General features: G+C 65.2%; 13 protein-coding genes and 2 pseudogenes. 9 read left to right on the top strand and 6 right to left on the bottom strand.

What is annotated here, in order from left to right; translation table 11 throughout:
- Window positions 1-48: 48 nt before the first annotated feature.
- The 3 genes from G6N54_RS14455 to galT form a co-directional block, all read right to left on the bottom strand.
- Window positions 49-1308, bottom strand: a complete 1260-nt coding sequence (locus tag G6N54_RS14455; RefSeq protein WP_456299234.1) for an IS30 family transposase — start codon at window positions 1306-1308, stop codon at window positions 49-51.
- 87 nt (window positions 1309-1395) lie between these two features.
- A complete protein-coding gene (locus G6N54_RS14460) occupies window positions 1396-2484 on the bottom strand; it encodes a galactokinase (protein WP_163790723.1) in 1089 nt (362 codons plus the stop codon).
- Complete coding sequence (gene galT / locus G6N54_RS14465; RefSeq protein WP_372513212.1) at window positions 2481-3563, bottom strand: galactose-1-phosphate uridylyltransferase; 1083 nt, start codon at window positions 3561-3563, stop codon at window positions 2481-2483. Before galT ends, G6N54_RS14460 begins: the two co-directional genes overlap by 4 nt.
- Before the next feature lie 230 nt (window positions 3564-3793).
- Here galT and G6N54_RS14470 point away from each other — a divergent pair.
- Together G6N54_RS14470 and G6N54_RS14475 are read left to right on the top strand one after the other, a co-directional pair.
- Window positions 3794-5948: pseudogene (locus G6N54_RS14470) on the top strand (FUSC family protein).
- 88 nt (window positions 5949-6036) lie between these two features.
- Window positions 6037-6801 (top strand): SDR family oxidoreductase, encoded by a 765-nt coding sequence (locus G6N54_RS14475; protein WP_163790724.1) that lies wholly within the window; start codon window positions 6037-6039, stop codon window positions 6799-6801.
- Between the two features lie 98 nt (window positions 6802-6899).
- On the opposite strand, the gene G6N54_RS14480 is transcribed toward G6N54_RS14475, so the two are convergent.
- Complete coding sequence (locus G6N54_RS14480; protein ID WP_163790725.1) at window positions 6900-7688, bottom strand: adenylate/guanylate cyclase domain-containing protein; 789 nt, start codon at window positions 7686-7688, stop codon at window positions 6900-6902.
- A 171-nt stretch (window positions 7689-7859) separates the two neighbouring features.
- Here G6N54_RS14480 and G6N54_RS14485 point away from each other — a divergent pair, with 171 nt between their 5' ends.
- The 3 genes and pseudogenes from G6N54_RS14485 (at window position 7860) to G6N54_RS14495 (ending at window position 11373) form a co-directional block, all read left to right on the top strand.
- A complete protein-coding gene (locus tag G6N54_RS14485; RefSeq protein WP_163790726.1) occupies window positions 7860-9095 on the top strand; it encodes a cytochrome P450 in 1236 nt (411 codons plus the stop codon).
- A 66-nt stretch (window positions 9096-9161) separates the two neighbouring features.
- Window positions 9162-9877: pseudogene (locus G6N54_RS14490) on the top strand (DUF1254 domain-containing protein); the annotation flags it as partial.
- Window positions 9878-10059: 182 nt separating this feature from the next.
- Complete coding sequence (locus G6N54_RS14495) at window positions 10060-11373, top strand: hypothetical protein (protein ID WP_163790727.1); 1314 nt, start codon at window positions 10060-10062, stop codon at window positions 11371-11373.
- Between the two features lie 108 nt (window positions 11374-11481).
- On the opposite strand, the gene G6N54_RS14500 is transcribed toward G6N54_RS14495, so the two are convergent.
- Window positions 11482-12351, bottom strand: coding sequence for an FkbM family methyltransferase (locus G6N54_RS14500; RefSeq protein ID WP_163790728.1), 870 nt, complete (start codon window positions 12349-12351; stop codon window positions 11482-11484).
- A 943-nt stretch (window positions 12352-13294) separates the two neighbouring features.
- Here G6N54_RS14500 and G6N54_RS14505 point away from each other — a divergent pair.
- The 4 genes from G6N54_RS14505 to G6N54_RS14520 all read left to right on the top strand — a co-directional run bounded on the left by G6N54_RS14505 (window position 13295) and on the right by G6N54_RS14520 (window position 16906).
- Window positions 13295-13885 (top strand): TetR/AcrR family transcriptional regulator, encoded by a 591-nt coding sequence (locus G6N54_RS14505; RefSeq protein WP_163790729.1) that lies wholly within the window; start codon window positions 13295-13297, stop codon window positions 13883-13885.
- A 92-nt stretch (window positions 13886-13977) separates the two neighbouring features.
- Window positions 13978-14715: a cysteine hydrolase gene (locus G6N54_RS14510; RefSeq protein WP_163790730.1), complete on the top strand. Its 738-nt coding sequence runs from the start codon at window positions 13978-13980 to the stop codon at window positions 14713-14715.
- 16 nt (window positions 14716-14731) lie between these two features.
- Complete coding sequence (locus G6N54_RS14515) at window positions 14732-15667, top strand: aldo/keto reductase (protein WP_163790731.1); 936 nt, start codon at window positions 14732-14734, stop codon at window positions 15665-15667.
- A 237-nt stretch (window positions 15668-15904) separates the two neighbouring features.
- Window positions 15905-16906, top strand: coding sequence for an NADPH:quinone oxidoreductase family protein (locus G6N54_RS14520; RefSeq protein ID WP_163790732.1), 1002 nt, complete (start codon window positions 15905-15907; stop codon window positions 16904-16906).
- A 37-nt stretch (window positions 16907-16943) separates the two neighbouring features.
- On the opposite strand, the gene G6N54_RS14525 is transcribed toward G6N54_RS14520, so the two are convergent.
- On the bottom strand, window positions 16944-17426 hold the full coding sequence (locus G6N54_RS14525) for an OsmC family protein (RefSeq protein ID WP_308207231.1): 483 nt from the start codon (window positions 17424-17426) through the stop codon (window positions 16944-16946).
- Window positions 17427-17713: the final 287 nt, after the last annotated feature.

Consider the following 17713-nt stretch of genomic DNA (forward strand, 5'->3'; position numbering starts at 1 on the left):
AACGACGGCGTTAAGCGTGCGCCAAGGGCGGGATTTCGGCGGGTGGATTCAAGGTTTGGTTGCAACAGTTGTGTCTGTCGGGGTGGACAGTAGCTTGTTGAGGCGGTTGGTGGGGTTGTCCCAGTTGAAGCGTTTTCGGGGTCGTCCGTTGAGTTCGTCGGCGACGTAGGCGAGGTGTTCGGCGTCGTGCACCGAAAGGTCGGTGCCCTTTGGAAAGTATTGCCGTAGTAGGCCGTTGGTGTTCTCATTGCTACCGCGCTGCCAGGGTGAGTGGGGATCGCAGAAGTAAACCTCGATGCCGGTGTCGATGCTGATGCGGGCGTGGTGGGCCATTTCGTGGCGTTGGTCCCAGGTCACGGTGCGGCGCAAGGTGGCGGGCAGGTCTTTGACCGCGGCGATCATGGCCTCGGCGACGGCCTCGGCGCTACGGGTATGGGGTAGGTGCAGCAGTCGGACATATCCGGTGGAACGTTCAACCAGCGTGCCGATTTGAGAGGCCTGGTCCTTGCCGATGATCAGGTCTCCTTCCCAATGGCCTGGCACGGCGCGGTCGTTAGCTTCGGCGGGCCGCTCACTGATGTTGACCATGCCTTGGATACGGCCGCGGCCGTCACCGGCGCGGGCCCGTCGGCGCGGTTTACGCAACGCGCGCCCGGTGCGCAGGCATGTCCTCAGTTCCCGGCGCAGTTCTCCGCGCCCTTGCACGTAAAGCGCCTGGTAGATGGTTTCGTGGGACACCTGCATCTCCGGGCGGTCAGGATAGGTCGCGGTCAATACCCCGGCGATCTGTTCGGGGCTGTACTTGTTGACCAACAACGCTTGCACCTCGGCCCGCAATTGCTCACAGCGGCCCAACTTGCCGGTCTTGGGTCGACGCGCCCGTTGCTCGCTGCGCCGCTGAGCGATGCGCGCCGAGTAGCCCGACTTCGCGTCCCAACCGGCCCGGCGGGCCCCGAACCGATACCGGGCGCGATAACGGCCCACATGCCCTCGCATGACACCGTTGTGGGCAATCTCGCGCATGATCGTCGACGGCGCCCGGCCCAACCGGCGCGCCATCGAACGGATCGACTCACCGTGCGCGGTGCCGATCATGATCTGTTCACGCTCATCCGCCGACAGCCGCGGCCGTCGCTGTCCTTGAGGCTTTGACCATCGTGGATTCACACCACCAAACCTGCGAAACCACTTGCTACCGCACGTCGCCGACACGCCGACCGCCACCCCGGCATCCTCCGAGGACCATCCCGCAGCGATCAAATCCCAATACCGCCGCTGCACCACCAACAACTGAGGCTGACCCGTCATCAACACCCCTAACTACGAAGTGTTGCAACCACCCCTTGAACTCAAGGGCAGATTTGCCGCCCAGACGCAACACTCGCGGGCGTTCGGCTACGCGGGCTCCGCGCCGGCAGCCGCACGGGTTCGGGTGATCGTCGGCAGCTCGAACCCAGCGTCGGACACCGCGCTTCGCACCGCCTCGCTCACCGCCTCTGCGTGGTCGGCCGGCACCAAGGCGATCACACAACCCCCGAAGCCGCCGCCGGTCATCCGGGCGCCCAGGGCACCAGCACCGACCGCGGTGTCGGCGATCAGATCGATGTGCTCGGTGGTGATTTCGAAGTCGTCCCGCATCGACGCGTGCGAGGCGGTCATGATCTGGCCGGCCACGGTGAAGTCCGAATCACGCAGCGCAGCAACGAAATCGAGGACACGCTGATTCTCGGTCAGCACATGACGGGCCCGCCGGACGTCGACCGGATCGCTAACCCGCGCCAACACCGAGAGTCCGCGGTCTTGAACTTCACGCAGTGACGACACCGCGAGCGCGGCGGCCACCCGTTCGCACGACGCCCGCCGGGCCGCGTATTCGCCGCCGGCATGCCGATGCCGCGCGCGGGAGTCGATCAGCAGCAGCGCGATGCCGCACGCGTCGGGGTCGAAAGCCACCGGCTCGACGGTGACATCACGGAAGTCGATCAGCAGCGCGGTCGACGGCTCGCCGAACATTGCGGACAGTTGGTCAAGCAAACCTGTTGGGGCACCGACGTATTCGTTCTCGGCGCGCTGGGCCAGCCGCGCCTGGTCCTTTCTGTCGATGCGGACACCGGCGACCGTTGTCAGCGCGCCCAGCACCGCGCATTCCAGCGCCGCCGACGACGACAAGCCCGACCCCATCTGCACGTCGCTGGCGATGGACATCGCCCCACCCGGCACCGGGTGACCGGCCTGGCGCAGCGCCCACACCACTCCGGCGACGTAACTCGCCCAGCCGTCCAGGTCCCCGGGAACGGTGCCCAGCGGAATGCGAACCGCGTCGTCCGCCCGATCGCTGCGCACGGTGATGGCGTCGCCGCGGTCGGGAGTAAAGGCCACGACGGTGCGTTCTGGGAGCGCGATCGGCAGCGCGAATCCGAGGTTGTAGTCGGTATGCTCGCCGATCAGGTTGATCCGGCCCGGCGCCGCATGGCGGACCGTCATGCGAGTTCACGCAATCGCTGGGCCACGCTTTCGGGCATGACGTCGCCGATGAATGCGCCCATCGCCGACTCGGAGGCCGCCAAGTACTTGAGCTTGGTGGCACTGCGCCGGATCGACATCAACTCGACGTGGAAATAGCCGTCGGCCTGGGCCTCGGTGTCGGCGTACTGATGCAGTGCCGAAATGTAGGGCAGCGGAGCCGAATACATCCGGTCGAAGCGGCCCAGCACGTCGAGGTAAAGCCGGGCGAACGCGTCCAGCTCGTCGTCGGTCAATTCGACAAGGTTGCGCACGAACCTGTTCGGGTAGATGTGCACCTCGACCGGCCAACGGGCCGCGAACGGCACGAACGCCGTGAACAGCTCGCTGCGCGCGACGATGCGGCTACCGTCGGCAACCTCGTGCGCCAGCAGGCTGGCAAAGAGGTTGTTACCGTGGTGCTTTCGATGTTCACGAGCCTGCTCCAGCATGGTGGCGGTGCGTGGCGTCAGATACGGGTAGCCGTAGATCTGGCCATGCGGATGGCTCAGCGTGACCCCGATTTCCTCACCACGATTCTCGAAGCAGAAGACCTGCTCGATGCCCGCGGTGGCCAGCAGGTCGGCGGTGCGGTGCCGCCAGGCATCGACCACCAGCCGTGCGTGCGCCGGCGGCAACGCCGAGAACGAACCGGTGTGGTCGCTGGAGAAACAGATCACTTCGGTGCGGCCGTGCCCGGGCGCCGCGACGAAGCCGTCGCCGGTGGGCGCACCCATCGGCTGTCCGGCGCCCGACAGGCTCGGGAACCGGTTTTCGAAAACGACCACGTCGTAGTCCGGCGCGGGCACCTCGCTGGTCGATCCGGTAGGGCCCGGGCATAGCGGGCACTGGTCGGCGGGCGGCTTGTAGGTGCGGTCTTGGCGCAGCGCGGCGATGATCACCCACTGTCCGGTCGACCGGTCGAACCGCAATTGCGACTGGTCCGGGTTGCGCTCCGGCAAGGGTCTGCGATCGGCGACCGGCTCCGGAGAGTGCCCGGGCAAGGCGAAGAACAACAGGTCACGGCCGTCGGCCAGTTTCGCCCGCGTCGGCGCTGTCACGAGTTCGAAGACTAGCCTGGTCGGCAGCAGTCAGGCAGTGACGCCGCCCATAGGGTGAGCAGAAAGAGAGGCGGTAACGGGTGTCGAGTGGGCGCGAGGTGCACGAGCGCGGCCTTGGCGACACACGGAATCTCGACACCACCGGCGGTCTGCGCGAATCCACGACGGTGTTCTACGAGCGCGCGCGAAATTGGTGGATCGGCTCCGATCCCGGATTGTTGCGGCTGCGGATGGCCACTCGGACGACGGCCGCGCTGGCCTGCTCGCTGGCGATGCTTTTCGTGCTGACCCGGGCGACGGGACAGCCGCTTGCCGTCGCGTTGCTGGGCGTCGTGATCACGATGATCGCCGCCCGATCCGTCAACGAACCCGACCCGCGCCAGCAGCGCATCACGATGGCGCTGCTGCCCGTGCCCGCCGCGCTGTCCATCACCGCCGCCGCGTTGCTCGCGCCCCACCCGGTGGCCGCCGACGCCGCCTTCGTGGTGGTGGTGTTCGCCGCGGTCTACGTCCGCCGCTTCGGACCCCGGGGCCGGGCGCTCGGCATGGTCGCGTTCATGGCTTACTTCTTCACTTTGTATCTGCGAGCGAGCATTTCGGAGTTGCCGTGGATGATCGGCGCCGTCGTGGTGGGAACCGTGTGCACCTACGTGATGAGCACCTACGTCATGCCCGATCGCCCAGAACGCGTGCTGCGGGCCACGATTCGGGCGCTGCGCGCCCGTATGGCCATCCTGGTCGACACCACGGCGGAGACGGTTCGCAGCGGTCAGCTCGACGAACGGCAACGACGCCATATGCGGGCCCGCACCACTCGGCTCAACGAGACCGCCCTGATGGTGCAGAGCCAGATCGAGGACAATGCCGATCCCGCCGTGCTGTGGCCGGGAGTGACCAGTCAGCAACTGGCTCCGTGGTTGTTCGACGCCGAGCTCGCCATCGAATGGGTCGCCAACGCCGGGCGGACGGTGACCGCACTGGTCGCGGAAAATCCCACCGCCATCCCGGTCGACACGCGCCTCGAATTAGTTGGGGCGCTAGCCGAACTCGCGCGCGATCCGGATTCCGGCGCCGGGCGGTCTGCAACTGGCCGCGGATCACGCGCAGCGGGTTCTGGACGAGCAGCCGGGGCCCAGCGCCGCCGACGACTCCGGTCAAGCCGCGGTGCGCCGCCTTGCGCTGGCAATCATCAACGCCGCCAACGCAACCGCCGAAGTCCGCGCGATCGTCGAGCACGCCACCACCGGCGCGATGGCGGGCCCCGGCGCCACCGAGCCGCCCGACCCCGTGGACGACCCGCAGGATGAAGACGCCGCCGAGAAAGGCGACGACGGGCTGTCGCAGACCACCCGGCAGGCCATTCAGGTGACGATCGCCGCGTCGTTGGCCATCATCACCGGCGAGCTGGTGTCACCGGCCCGCTGGTTCTGGGCGGTGATCGCGACGTTCGTCATCTTCGCCGGGACCAACTCCTGGGGTGAAACCCTGACCAAAGGCTAGCAGCGCCTGTTCGGCACCGTTCTGGGCGTGCCCTGCGGCATTGTGGCGGCCACGTTGGTCGCCGGCGACAAGACCACCTCACTGGTCGCGATCTTCGTCTGCCTGTTCTGCGCCTTCTATTTCATGACGATCACCCACAGCCTGATGACCTTCTGGATCACCACGATGCTGGCGCTCCTGTACGGCCTGATGGGCCAATTCTCGTTCGGCGTATTCCTGTTGCGGATCGAAGAGACCGCGATCGGCGCCGTGATCGGAGTGACCGTCGCGATCCTGGTGTTGCCGACGAACACCAGGACCGCCATCCGCCGCGACACGCTTGCCTTCCTGAAGGCGTTGGGCGCGCTGATCGAGATCTCGACGGCGACGATGTTCGGCAAGGACGAAACCGTCAGCCCGACCGAGCAGGCTCGCGAGCTCGATCGAGACCTGCAGCAATTCCGGATCACGGCCAAGCCGCTGCTGGCCGGGGTGGCCGGCCTGGCCGGGCGCCGCAGCATTCGGCGCGGCCTGCGCATCTTCACCGCCTGCGACCGGTACGGGCGCAGCCTGGCGCGCAGCAGCGAGCGCTACCACGACCATTTCGGATCACCGCAGCTCGCGGATGCCTTCACCGCCGCCGCCAAGCAGACCCGGACCAACATCGACGCGCTGGCCGCTCTCGTCGATGGGGCGACCGGGGTGAGCGTCAACTCCAAGACCGATGCGCTCGACGCCGCCGAGGCGCTGGCCCGCCATCAAGACGGCGACCACGGGCCGCACCCGGACACCCGGCGGTTTCTCACCGCGGTGCACGCGCTTCGCCAGATCGAACGCGCCATCATCGACGCGGCGACCAACCTCGGCGCGCAGGACAGCCCGCAGGTGTCCCGCTCGACAAGCTGAACAAGGGCTCGCGCCGGGTCCGCCGACTTGGCAAGCTCTAGCTATCCCTCGAGCTAGCCCTGTCGCTAGTCAAGGAAAGGCGCGGCCCATGAAAATCTCCGGCAACACCATTTTCATTCCGGGCTCCACCAGCGGGATCGGTCTGGCACTGGCACTACGGTTGCAGGCCAAGGGCAACACAGTCATCGTCGGGGGCCGCCGGACCGAGTTGCTCGAGCAGATCGCCGCCGAACATGCCGGTATCGACACGGTGCGGATCGATACCGCCGACTCGGCGAGTATCCGCTCGGCCGCCGCGGAAGTGCTGGCACGGCATCCCGACCTCAACGTCGTCATCGCGATGGCGGGCATCATGAAGGTCGAGGACTGGCATCACCCCGACACGTTCCTCGCGACCGCCGAAGCGACGATCACCACCAACGTGCTCGGCCCCATTCGCCTGATCGCGGCGTTCGTCGAGCATCTGCAAAACCAGCCGGCCGCAACCATCATCACGGTCTCGTCGGGCCTGGCCTTCGCACCGCTGCGGGTCACCCCCAGTTACAACGCCTCCAAGGCCGCCATTCACATGCTCGGCGAGTCAGTACGGCTGCAGCTGTCCGATACCTCGGTCGAGGTCAAAGAACTCGTGCCGCCGTCGGTGCAAACCGAATTGATGCCCGGACAGAGCCACAACGCCGCCGCGATGCCGCTCGACGAGTTTCTCGACGAGGTCATCCAGCTGCTGGAAAACGAACCCGACCGCAAGGAGATTCAGGTCGAGCGGGTCAAGTTCCTGCGCTACGGCGAAGCCCGCGGCGACCAAGACAAAGTGATCGCCGCACTCAATGCCAACGACCCGCACGGCAAATAGCCGACATCTAGCTCAATGTGTATGTCCAGGCGCGTCTGAGCGCTGACATCTCCTCATGGTTCGCGATCTCCGGGGACACATTCCTCGCTCACTCGAAGTCACACCTTGAGCGCGTACGCCTCGATCGGCCGGTCGTACCCGCGCAGGTTCAACCGCCGTCGCGGCGACATCTCCATCATGTCGTCGGCCACTCCGGATGCGACGAGCAGTTCCCCGCCGGCGGCGTGTTGTTGCATCCGGGCGGAGAGGTTGACCGGGTCGCCGAGCGCGGTGAAATCGACGACCGCCGCGCCGATGTTGCCGACGTACGCGACGCCCGCGTTGACCGCGACACCCAGCTGAAGCCAAGGCCTCTCGCCGCCGCTATAGCCGACGGCTTCGAGCAGCTCTATGCCCGCCACAACCGCGCGACGCCGGTAGTCCGGTCCGCTGATCCCGCGCACAAAGAACGCCATGACCTCGTCGCCGATCAATTTGTCGATCACCGCATCGTGCCGCAGCAGCGTCTGCGTCGCGGCGGCATAGAACCGGTTGAGCAGTGCGGCGAAGTCCGCCGCGATGCCGCGCTGGCACAGCGCCGTGGAACCACGGATGTCGGCGAACAGCACCGCGACATCCACCTCGGCGCCACCCGGGGGCAGCGCGTCACAACAGCGACTGCACAGATTCGGGTTCTTACGCGACGGGCTGAAGCCGGCCACGGCGAAAAGACGTCCGCCCGCGCCCCCAAATGGGTTGTTGCACACCTTGCACCGGGGCGCCGAAGGCAGGTAGCGGAACACCCGCCGCGCCCGTACCAGTGGGGCGTGACCTTCCGTTAACAGCTTGTGCCACGGCTGGTTTGGCGCTATCGCGGCGGTCCTGGGCTCGAAATTGCTGGCAACCATGAAGCAATGGTCCGCCCGGCGCGGGATCGGCGCATGAGGCATCCGCCCCAAAACCCCTGATTTCGCTTCTCGGCTACGTGCCTCGTTGACACTCGTACGCCGTGGCCATACATTGTTTGCAAATTGTCCGCGAGCTCCCCGCCCCGGCGCATCCGCGCTAAGGAGACCGTCATGACCGTACGTGCGGCTCCCACAAGCGTTTTCGATGCCAATCTTCCGACCGTCACGTACGACGCTCTGGAAACACCGGCAGAGGTCTATCCGCGTCTTCGAGCCCCCCAGCAGCAGGCCCCCATCGCGTTGGGGCCGTTCGGGCCCGAAGTGCTCTCGTACCACCTGGTGCGATCGATATTGCGCGATAGTCGTTTCCAGATACCGCCCGGCTTGAACCTGATTGTCCAGGGGATCACCTCAGGCCCGTTGTGGGACAAGGTGGTCAACAGCCTGCTGTGCCTGGAGGGTGAGGCGCACCATCGGCTCCGCAGTCTGACGTCCAAAGCATTCACACCGCGCGCGACCCTGCGCCTGCACGACACCATGGTCGACCTGATGAACGAGCTGGTCGATCGGGTGGCCGACGCGGGCCGGTGCGACGTCGTCGCCGATATCGCGCGGCCGTACCCGGTCCCGATCATTTGTGCGCTCCTCGGTGCGCCCCGCGAGGACTGGCAGCAATTCTCGTTGTGGGCCGACGAGGTATTCAAGGCATTCAGCTTCACGGTCGACGTTGCCGACATCGAGCCCCAAGTCATGCGCGCCTGGGATGAGCTCGACGACTACGTCGACGACATGGTGGCCCGGCGCCGACGCAGCCTCACCGACGATCTGCTTTCCGACCTGATCCGCGCCGAGGACGACGGCGACCGCCTCAACGCCGGCGAGCTGCGCATGCTTGCCGGGGGGCTGCTGCTGGCGGGCACGGACACCACCCGCAACCAGGTGGCCGCCGCGGTACAGGTACTCTGCGAACACCCGGATCAGTGGCAGTTGCTCACGGAGCAACCCGAACTGGCGATGCGCGCCGTCGACGAGACGATGAGGCACTCGCCGATCGTGTGCGGAACTCTTCGCATGGTGACCGAAGACGCCGAGATCGATGGGTACGTCTTTCCCGCCGGCACGGCGGTGTTGGTGAATACCCTTGCGGCCAACCGCGATCCGGCCGTTTATGACGATCCCGACCGCGTCGACATCACCCGCGAGGGCGCCCCGGCGATTTTGACCTTCGGCGGCGGGGTCCATTACTGCCTGGGCGCCAACCTGGCCAGGCGCGAAATCGCCGAGGCGCTCATCGTGCTCACCCAGCGTTTGGTGAATCCGCGGACCGCCGGTCCGGCGCCCTGGAAACCGATGGTGACCCTCAGCGGGCCGACGACATTACCCATCGAATTCGAAGTCGCACCATAGTCATTCACCGGACGCCCGCGTAGGGTCCGAATGGTGAAAGAGCGCAAGACATCCGACGGTGCTGTGGTGTCACCGGACAACTTCGCCCGCGCCGAAACGGATCTCTATTTCGGCAAGGCGGTCGCCGACGGCGGGTTCGGCACGTTGATCCACATCCGCGAGTCGATGCCGCTGGACAAGCAACTGGTGGTGCGGTCTAACCGCGACACGCTCTATTCCACCGGCGCCTTCGACCTGGATGCCGGACCGGTCACGATATCGCTGCCCGACGCCGACGACCGATTCATGTCGATGCAGGTGATCACCGAGGACCATTACGTGCCCGCGGTGTTCTACGGGCAGGGCGAGCACACTCTCGACCGCGACGGCATCGGCACCCGGTATGTCCTGGCGGCCCTTCGCATCCTGGTCGATCCCGACGACGATAGCGACCTCGCTACGGTCCACGCACTGCAAGATGCCGTTGTGGTGCGTCAGCTCGACACCGGGAGTTTTGATATCCCCAGTGGGACCCTGTCAGCCAGAAGGCCGTCCGGGACGCGCTCGGTCAGCTGGGGACCACCGTGCCCAACTCCAAGGCCATGTTCGGCGCGAAGGATGACAGCGACCCGGTGCGACATCTGATCGGCTCAGCGGTGGCGTGGGGCGGCAACCCGGAAAAGGACGCCATCTATTTCGCCTACCATCCCGCAAAAATTGACGGTGCCGCTAAATACCGGCTCACCCTCGGGGAGGTGCCGGTCGACGGTTTCTGGTCGGTGAGCGTGTACAACTGGTCCGGCTCTACCGCCCGCGCCAAAAGGTCCTCGATGGCGAGTGGACATTTCCAGCGGCCAAACCGCTTTCGTGATCGCGTAATTGTGAGAAAGACCCCACGAGTCGCGCGCCCAGCGAACCCGCTTTACGCTCCTTGGTTACACGAAGTTAACGGGGGTTACTGATGCGTGCGTTCCAGGGGCGAAGCATGCCCAGATTCCGGCTTGCGCTGATCGGGTTCGCCGCCGGCCTGGCCATCGCGTCGTGTTCGGAGACCGCGTCGCCCCCCGCGGCAACGCCGACAAGCTCGACTTCCGAGTCGACGACGACCTCCAGTTCTGCCCCACCGCCGCCGCCCGTCACCGGCCCGCTGGAAAAAGACTGGAAAAGCTACGCCGGAACCGCATATTTCGGTTGCCCCGAGGAATTCGCCGTCAGCAAATCCGCGCTCGACGATATTCGCCCAAAAATATTCGATACGAAAACAGGACAGTACGTGGCGCCGTCACTCCCGGCGATTCCCGCCGGCGAGAACGTCACCGGGGCGATGTGCGCGTTGTCCGGCACGGCGGACGACATGAAAGTCGTGTATGTGGTGACGACCCTCAAACCGGCGCAGCCGCCGGCACCCGAAGTCGCCAAGACCACCGCTTACACCTTCGACTTCAAGACCGGGAAACCGGCGGCGACGAAAGAACTACAACCACCGACGCCTGACTTGAGGTTGACCGAACCGAAGCAATGGCGGCTTGGCGCAACGACATCCGGTATCGCATGGCTCAACGCCTTCACCGACGGGCACGCGCCCGCGTCGCCGCCGCGAACCGTGCTCCTATCCGGCACCTACCTGTCCATGACCTGGAACGACCCTGAGCCCGCTCGAGTCTGGCCGGATGTCTTGTCGTTTCAGCGAAACACGCAGCCCGGCAAGACCTCTGGCGCCGAGCTGCGTCGCCCGTCGGGGGAAGCAATCTACCAGGACAACGACGTGGCCACCGTCGATGCCGAATTATCAGACGGGCCAGACAAATTGGTGAAAATCACCCGACGTGACTCCCCGACCGTCGTGTCGACCATGTTCTTCGACCTGAACTCCAAATCCATCATCAAGGTCGGCGACACCGACCGGATCTCCGGCGGCGGGTTGGCCGCGACGCTGTCGGACGGAAGCCTGTTCGTCGACGGCCGGGACTCGACCGATTCGCAGTTCGGCTTCGGGGTGTGGAACCTGCGCACCCAGCACTGGGACCTGCTGAAGAACCGAGAGGACGCCAAGAAAATGCCGATCGCCAAAATGGCGTTCTTCGGCGGCCACCTCTACATCACGAACATCGGCGGCACGTACTCGGTGCTGGCCCTGCCCGCTCCCGATCCGGTCGCGACGAACTGGTCCATCCGGCCCTTCGAGCGGCTGTCGGGCTGGACGCTGGTCTGCCGCGGCGAGACCACCGCGGGCGGCGAGTGCAAGGAAATCGTCATGGTGCAAGACCAGGAAGGCCACTACCCCGGGCCCTGGTCCTAGCCCGCCGGCCGGCCCGACTTTCTCGGCGAGGGGCCCGAGATCTTCACCAACCCCAAGGACGGCGCCGCCGCGGGCATCAACGTCAGTCCACATTCGGCTTGACCGGAATCAGTTGGCCATCAGCAGTTTTCGATAGCGTTGGTCAGTTCCGGCCGGCACCGCTTTCCGGTGCTCCAGCAGCGTCAGACAACGCCGCGCCAGGTCGAACGACCAATAGCAATAGTGCGCGATCAGGGCCAGGTGCTTAAGTTGTTCGTCGCTCATCGAGTCCGGGTGGGTGAAGTCCCGCACGTAGACGATGTCGGCCTCCAGGAGCTGGTTGATGGGCTGGCGGGGATCCACGCACGGCGAAATCGGCCACAGCTTGACCTCGGGGAAGCAGTGCGGAATGAATCCCTGGCTGCGTAGCTCGGAGTCGATGTCGCCCAGCGTCGGCTGATCCTTGTAGAGCGTCACGAATGAGATCTCGGTTTGGATTGCAACCGTCTCGGCGAGTCTGGCTGTGCCGCCACGGAATACCGCGAGTTCGCCTCCTTGGATGTCTATCTTCAAGAAGTCGACGTGTTCGATCTCGGCAATGTCATCGAGCTTGTGCGCTTTCACGGGTACGCGTTCGACAACTCGCCCCAGCAGCTTGAGGTACTCGAACACCTCCAGCGCCGCCGGGTCCAGTTCGAGCAGGCTTGTCATTCCGGATCCCTGACACACGTTGAGTATGTGCGATTCGCCATCGCCCACGGCGTGCGGCAGGTAGCGCTCCTGGCGGCCTTCGCGGCTCTGCAGCGTGTGCAGCGGTTCGGCCTGCGGCTCGAATCCCGTTACCCGACATAGTCCCGCGGCGAGCATCGGCGTGTACGGCGGCTCGGACTCGATCGGATTCGCGCCAACGTCGACCACCTCGGTGAGACGTTGCGGGGTGACCAGGTCCCAGAACGCCGAGTTCTTGCCATCGCCATCTGCCCGCTCGCCCGCGCTCACGCAGTCAAGTATTACGTATTCGCGATTTGTCGTGTCGGAAAGAGGGGCCCCGCACGACGCACAAACGCGATACCTATGGAACTCCAATGTCTGTGAGCCGCAGAATAATTGTCGTAAGACGTGTAGTACTGCCGACGCCGTGAACACCGGCAGTCGTCGGCGGCGTCCACAGCGTCAGCGGTCAGCTCCCCGCTGGTCGAACTCTCAGCAGGGAACGAACGGAATGCAAGGCGGAGGGGGCCGTCCCCATGCCGGTGGTGGCGGCGGTCCCCACGGCCCCGGCGAGGGCGGACCCCACACGGGTGGCGGCGGACCCCATCCGGGCGGCGGCGGGGGTGGGCCCCATCCGGCCGGCCCGGGCGGAGGCGGCGGACCCCACGGGTCCGCGCTCGCCACACCCGCGCCAATACCTGTTGCGACAATAGCCATTCCCCCACATAACGCCGTAGCCCCCAACAATCGACGGAGCTTGACGGTGCGTAACGCCATCGCTTTCCCCCCTTCGTCGGCGTGGCAATCTCGACGTTAAGCACGGGAGGTTAAGGACACCTTTCGGCAAGCTATGTATCGGTTATGTTGCATCTGAGCTGCAACGATGTCGCCTAGCGTTTACAGTTGAAAAACTCTCGGCGCGCCAAAGGGTCACACCAATAACCCTGATGTAATTTAAATTCAAGTCGCCCAACGTTGAACGATTCCCCTCGCTCCTCAAGATGGAGGACGCCAATGTACAAACGTGAAACCGACAAATGCCGCAAGTGCCAGGGCCTCGCGGATGCCCTGGTCTGGTACCAGTTCTCCTCTAGCGGAGACACGGTCGGAAGGATCATCCACCGAATCCGGTGCCGCAGTGGCTGCTCGGGCTTGGTGGTGGACGGACCCGGAGCACGCTGCTAGCCCCACCGGTCCGTGAATAGGTGACCGGTCGGCTAATATCGATTGCATGCCCCGGCCGCCGAATCCCGATGTGCGCCGGCGCCTGCTCGCGGCGGGCCTCGAGCTCATCCATGCGCGCGGCTTTGCCGCCAGTGGCGTCAAGGACATCACCGATGCGGCCGGCGTGCCGAAAGGTTCGTTCTACGCATACTTTTCGAGCAAAGAGGCCTTCGCGGCGGCGATCCTCGAGCACTATTGGTCCGATATCGAAGCACGCCTGCTGCCCATACTCGAGGCGGATGAGCTGGCGCAGCGACGCATCACGCGGTTCTTCCATGCGCTCGCCGACGAACACGAGTCGAGTGAGTTCCTGCTTGGGTGCCTGGTCGGCAACCTCTCGCTCGAACTGGCCGGTTCCAGCGAACCGGTGCGCGCCGAACTTGTCCGCATTCTTCGGCGCTGGGACACGGCGCTGACGGCGTGCGTACGTTCCGGCCAGGACGGCTCCGGCGACATCCGCGGCGACGTCGATGCCGCCGAACTCGCCTCCCTGCTGATCGAGTCGTGGGAGGGCGCCACCCTGCGGGGGAAGGTCACCCGCAGCCGTGACCCGTACCAGCGGTTCGAGACGATCACCGTGCCGGCCCTGCTGGGCTGATTTCGCGACACCCGGAACATAAGCACTGATGTCTTGATTTATAGACGACGGGTCATCTATGACAGCGGCATGACGAAGTCGAAAGCTGCACGATGATCGACCAGACCAGGTATGCCGAACCGAAAAACCCGGCGCTGCCGGGCTCCAAATTCGAGCTCGACCATCAGCATGCCGCGCTGGTGGTCACCGATCCGCAGATCGATTTCCTTAGCCCCGAAGGGGTTTCGTGGTCGGTATTCGGTGACAGCGTCCGCGACAACAACACCGTCGCGCACATCGGGGAACTGTTCGACGCCGCGAAGCTCGCGGGTATCACCGTCGCGATATCGCCGCACCACTTCTACCCGACCGACAGTCAGTGGCTCTTCGGCGATCCGCTCGAACAGTTCATGAGCACCGTCGGCATGTTCGACCGCGTGGGCCCGTACACGACGGACGGCTTCGCCGGCTCCGGGGCCGATTTCCTGCCCGAATACCGCCACCACATTCACGACGGACATACCGTGATCGCCTCTCCGCACAAGATCGTCGGCCCCGAGTCGAACGACCTCGTGCTGCAGTTGCGCAAACGCGGTATCAACCAAGTCCTGCTGGCCGGGATGGCCGCCAACCTGTGCGTCGAAGGCCACCTGCGCGAACTGATCGAGCAGGGCTTCGAGGTCGCCGTCGTCAAAGACGCCACCGCCGGCCCCCGCCTGCCCGAAGGTGACGGCTATCTGGCCGCGCTGGTGAACTTCCGGTTCCTCGCCAGCGCCGTCTGGACCGCCGCCCACGCGGTCGAGCAGCTCAGGAAAGCCGTTGGCGCCGAAAGCCTTTCGCATCAACCCTAAAAGGAGTCCGAACAACATGGAGACAATCGAGAAGCTGTATCAACACACATTCACGCTGAACAACGGTCGCGAGATCCCGGCGCTCGGGTTCGGCACGTCGCTGTCCGATCGCAACCAAACCCGCGCCGCGGTCAAGACCGCGGTCGACGTGGGATTCCGCCATCTCGACGCCGCCGAACGGTATCGGAATGAAGCGGAGGTCGGGGCCGCGCTCCACGAGTTGTTGGCCGAGGGAACGGTTCGCCGTGAGGACCTCTTCGTGACGACGAAGCTGTGGAACAACAACCACCGGCCCGAACGGGTCTGGCCCGCGTTGCAGGCCAGCCTGGACAGGCTCGGGCTCGACGCCGTCGATCTTTACCTGGTGCACACGCCTTTTGCGTTCCTACCCGGCGACGACCAAGATCCCCGCGACGCCCACGGTGCCGTCATCTACGACGAGGGCGTAACGCTGGAGGAGACGTGGGGCGCGATGGAAGGGCTTGTCGACGAGGGGCTTACCCACGCGATCGGCCTCTCCGACATCGGCGTCGATGACACCCGCAGGATCGTCGACGCCGCCCGAATCAAGCCGGCCGCCGTCCAAGTGGAGTCGCACCCCTACCACCCGCAGTGGGAACTGCATGAGCTGTGCAAGACCGACGGCATCATCCTGTTGGCCTTCGCATCGCTGGGGCATGCGCTGGAGCCGCGGTTGCTCGACGACCCGCTGATCGTCGACATGGCCCGGCGCTACGGCAAGAGCCCCGCACAAGTGTTGCTGGCCTGGGGGATTCAGCGCGGCAGTGCAGTGCTGACCTCGTCCGTCAACCCGGGGCGCATCAGGGAGAACTTCGATGTCACCGCGCTGCCTCAGAGCGCGATCGACGAAATCAACGACCGGCTCGACACTCGCTACCGCTTCAATTCCGTTGCGGACGCCGGAGTACCGGGCTTTGCGGAGGTTCCGTAGCGGCGATTGAGCGCCCCTGCGCCATCTGTCGAATGTGCTGCGCGTCGCCATGATCGCGGGTTTCGTGGTCGATGGGAAGTGCGTGTCCCCACAGCATCCGTGGAGCGTCTTCGACGTTTCCACCGCCAACGGCCTCTGCAAGCTGAGCGGTCACCGTCCGGCTCTTCCCACAGTTAAATCACTGTGTAATTATTATGTGATTTGCCTGCCCCGCTGGTGCGTGCCTAAGGAGAGAACGTGAAAGCTTGGCAGGTCCACGGAATCGGTGAGCCGAGCGACGTCCTGCGCCAAGTCGACCGCGAGGTGCCGGAGCCGGGCGCCGGGCAGGTAAGAATCCACGTCGCGGCGGCAGGCCTGGGACTACCCGATGTGTTGATGTGTCGCGGCACCTACCCGCTGACACCCGCGCTGCCGTTCACGCCCGGCCAGGAGTTGGTCGGCACCGTCACCGCAGTCGGGCCGGGCGTCGACATCGCGATCGGCACCCGCGTGCTGGGCGTCAGTGACTTCGTCAGCGGCAACGGATCCTTCGCCGCGCAAGCCCTTGCGCACACGAGCAACGTCTTGCCGGCCCCCACCGGCATGGACGACTCCGCCGCGGCGGGATTCTGGATCCCCCACATGACGGCATGGATCGGCCTGGTCGATCGCGGCGGACTCGATGCGGGACAACGGCTAGCGGTGCTCGGCGCCGCGGGGGGCAGTGGAATCGCGGCGGTCCAACTCGGGAAGGCGCTGGGCGCGCAGGTACTCGCCGTGGTCAGCGACGAGCAACGGGCCGAATTCTGCCGGTCACTGGGTGCCGACCACGTTGTCGTCGCGCATGGCGAAACCGCTTCGGAGGGAACACCACTCGGGCACGCGTTACGTGAAGCGACCGGCTGGGCCGGTCTCGACGTCATCTTCGATCCGGTCGGCGGTGCGCAGGGCACCGCGGCGATGGGCGCCCTGGCTCGCGATGGCCGGCATCTGGCCGTCGGTTTCGCCAGTGGCGCGTGGGTGACCCCCGACGTCCAGACGATGGTGCTGACGAACACGACGCTGGTCGGGGTGCTGGCGTCGGGCTACAGCCGCGAGCATCTCGACGGGATCCTGCGGGGCCTCGAGGAATTGGTCGACAGCGGCGCCATCGCGCTCAAGGCAGAAAGGGTGTCGTTCGACGACATCCCCGAGGCGCTTACGCGGCTCGGCGGACGAAAAGTCCTAGGCAAGGTCGTTGCCGAAATCGACAACACCTAAAACTAGCCGAGGACGACGTCGAGGGGCACTGCATTGCTCAACGTGTGACCACCGGCAAGCTGGCCACCACTTTCCTGTGCAACTCGTCAAGCTGCGCGGCGGAGGCGTCGCTGTCGATTCGCATAGTGGCAGTTATCGATTCGAAGCCCGCGTGGCCGTCCTTGAGGCCCAGAAACACGGACAGATCGATGTCACCTCGCAGGTCGACCTGCAAGTTGTTGATCCGGATACCGGCGACGGTGGCGTTCGCCGCATAGCCGACCGCCAGGCAGTTGCCCAGCGCGGCAAGGAGCTGCTCGACCGGATTCGGCGCGTTATCGCCACCACCGAGCACGGCCGGTTCATCCGAGGGGACGGCAGCGAATTGGCGCACGCGCGACGACGAAAACCCACCGGTCCACGTCACGTGCGCCGCCCAGGTGGTGTGCGCCTTGCCCGGGTCGGCCCGGACGCCCTCAACCAGATCGCCGACGGCTTTGATGTCGACCGCGTTGAGGGGCAAGTCTGTGTCGGCAGTCATGAGTTCTCCATCTCTACGCACAACCACGGGCGTGGCCAATCTCCAAGCATCCCGGGGCCCCCGCTGGCGACCTACAGTATTGAGCGCAGTGATTTGGAGAGCACCGGTTCAAAACCCTTGCGTGCAAACGGCCGCCAGTGTTGTGCGGTGCGCAGCAGAGCCGGGGCCAGCAGACGGTCCTTGACCTGCCACTTTTAATGACACATACTATCTCATTAAATGGGGATGCGGGTGTCAGTTGCACGAGTTTGCGCGACTTACAAAGCGCCATATGACAATTAGCGCAT

Source organism: Mycobacterium stomatepiae (assembly GCF_010731715.1).
Taxonomy (GTDB): domain Bacteria; phylum Actinomycetota; class Actinomycetes; order Mycobacteriales; family Mycobacteriaceae; genus Mycobacterium; species Mycobacterium stomatepiae.

Coding starts and splice junctions, on each gene's coding strand:
- G6N54_RS14455 (WP_456299234.1), bottom strand. CDS start 1,308: ATGACGGGTCAGCCTCAGTTGTTGGTGGTGCAGCGGCGGTATTGGGAT.
- G6N54_RS14495 (WP_163790727.1), top strand. CDS start 10,060: ATGCCCAGATTCCGGCTTGCGCTGATCGGGTTCGCCGCCGGCCTGGCC.
- G6N54_RS14510 (WP_163790730.1), top strand. CDS start 13,978: ATGATCGACCAGACCAGGTATGCCGAACCGAAAAACCCGGCGCTGCCG.
- G6N54_RS14460 (WP_163790723.1), bottom strand. CDS start 2,484: ATGACGGTCCGCCATGCGGCGCCGGGCCGGATCAACCTGATCGGCGAG.
- G6N54_RS14480 (WP_163790725.1), bottom strand. CDS start 7,688: ATGGTTGCCAGCAATTTCGAGCCCAGGACCGCCGCGATAGCGCCAAAC.
- G6N54_RS14525 (WP_308207231.1), bottom strand. CDS start 17,426: ATGACTGCCGACACAGACTTGCCCCTCAACGCGGTCGACATCAAAGCC.
- G6N54_RS14515 (WP_163790731.1), top strand. CDS start 14,732: ATGGAGACAATCGAGAAGCTGTATCAACACACATTCACGCTGAACAAC.
- G6N54_RS14505 (WP_163790729.1), top strand. CDS start 13,295: ATGCCCCGGCCGCCGAATCCCGATGTGCGCCGGCGCCTGCTCGCGGCG.
- G6N54_RS14475 (WP_163790724.1), top strand. CDS start 6,037: ATGAAAATCTCCGGCAACACCATTTTCATTCCGGGCTCCACCAGCGGG.
- G6N54_RS14485 (WP_163790726.1), top strand. CDS start 7,860: ATGACCGTACGTGCGGCTCCCACAAGCGTTTTCGATGCCAATCTTCCG.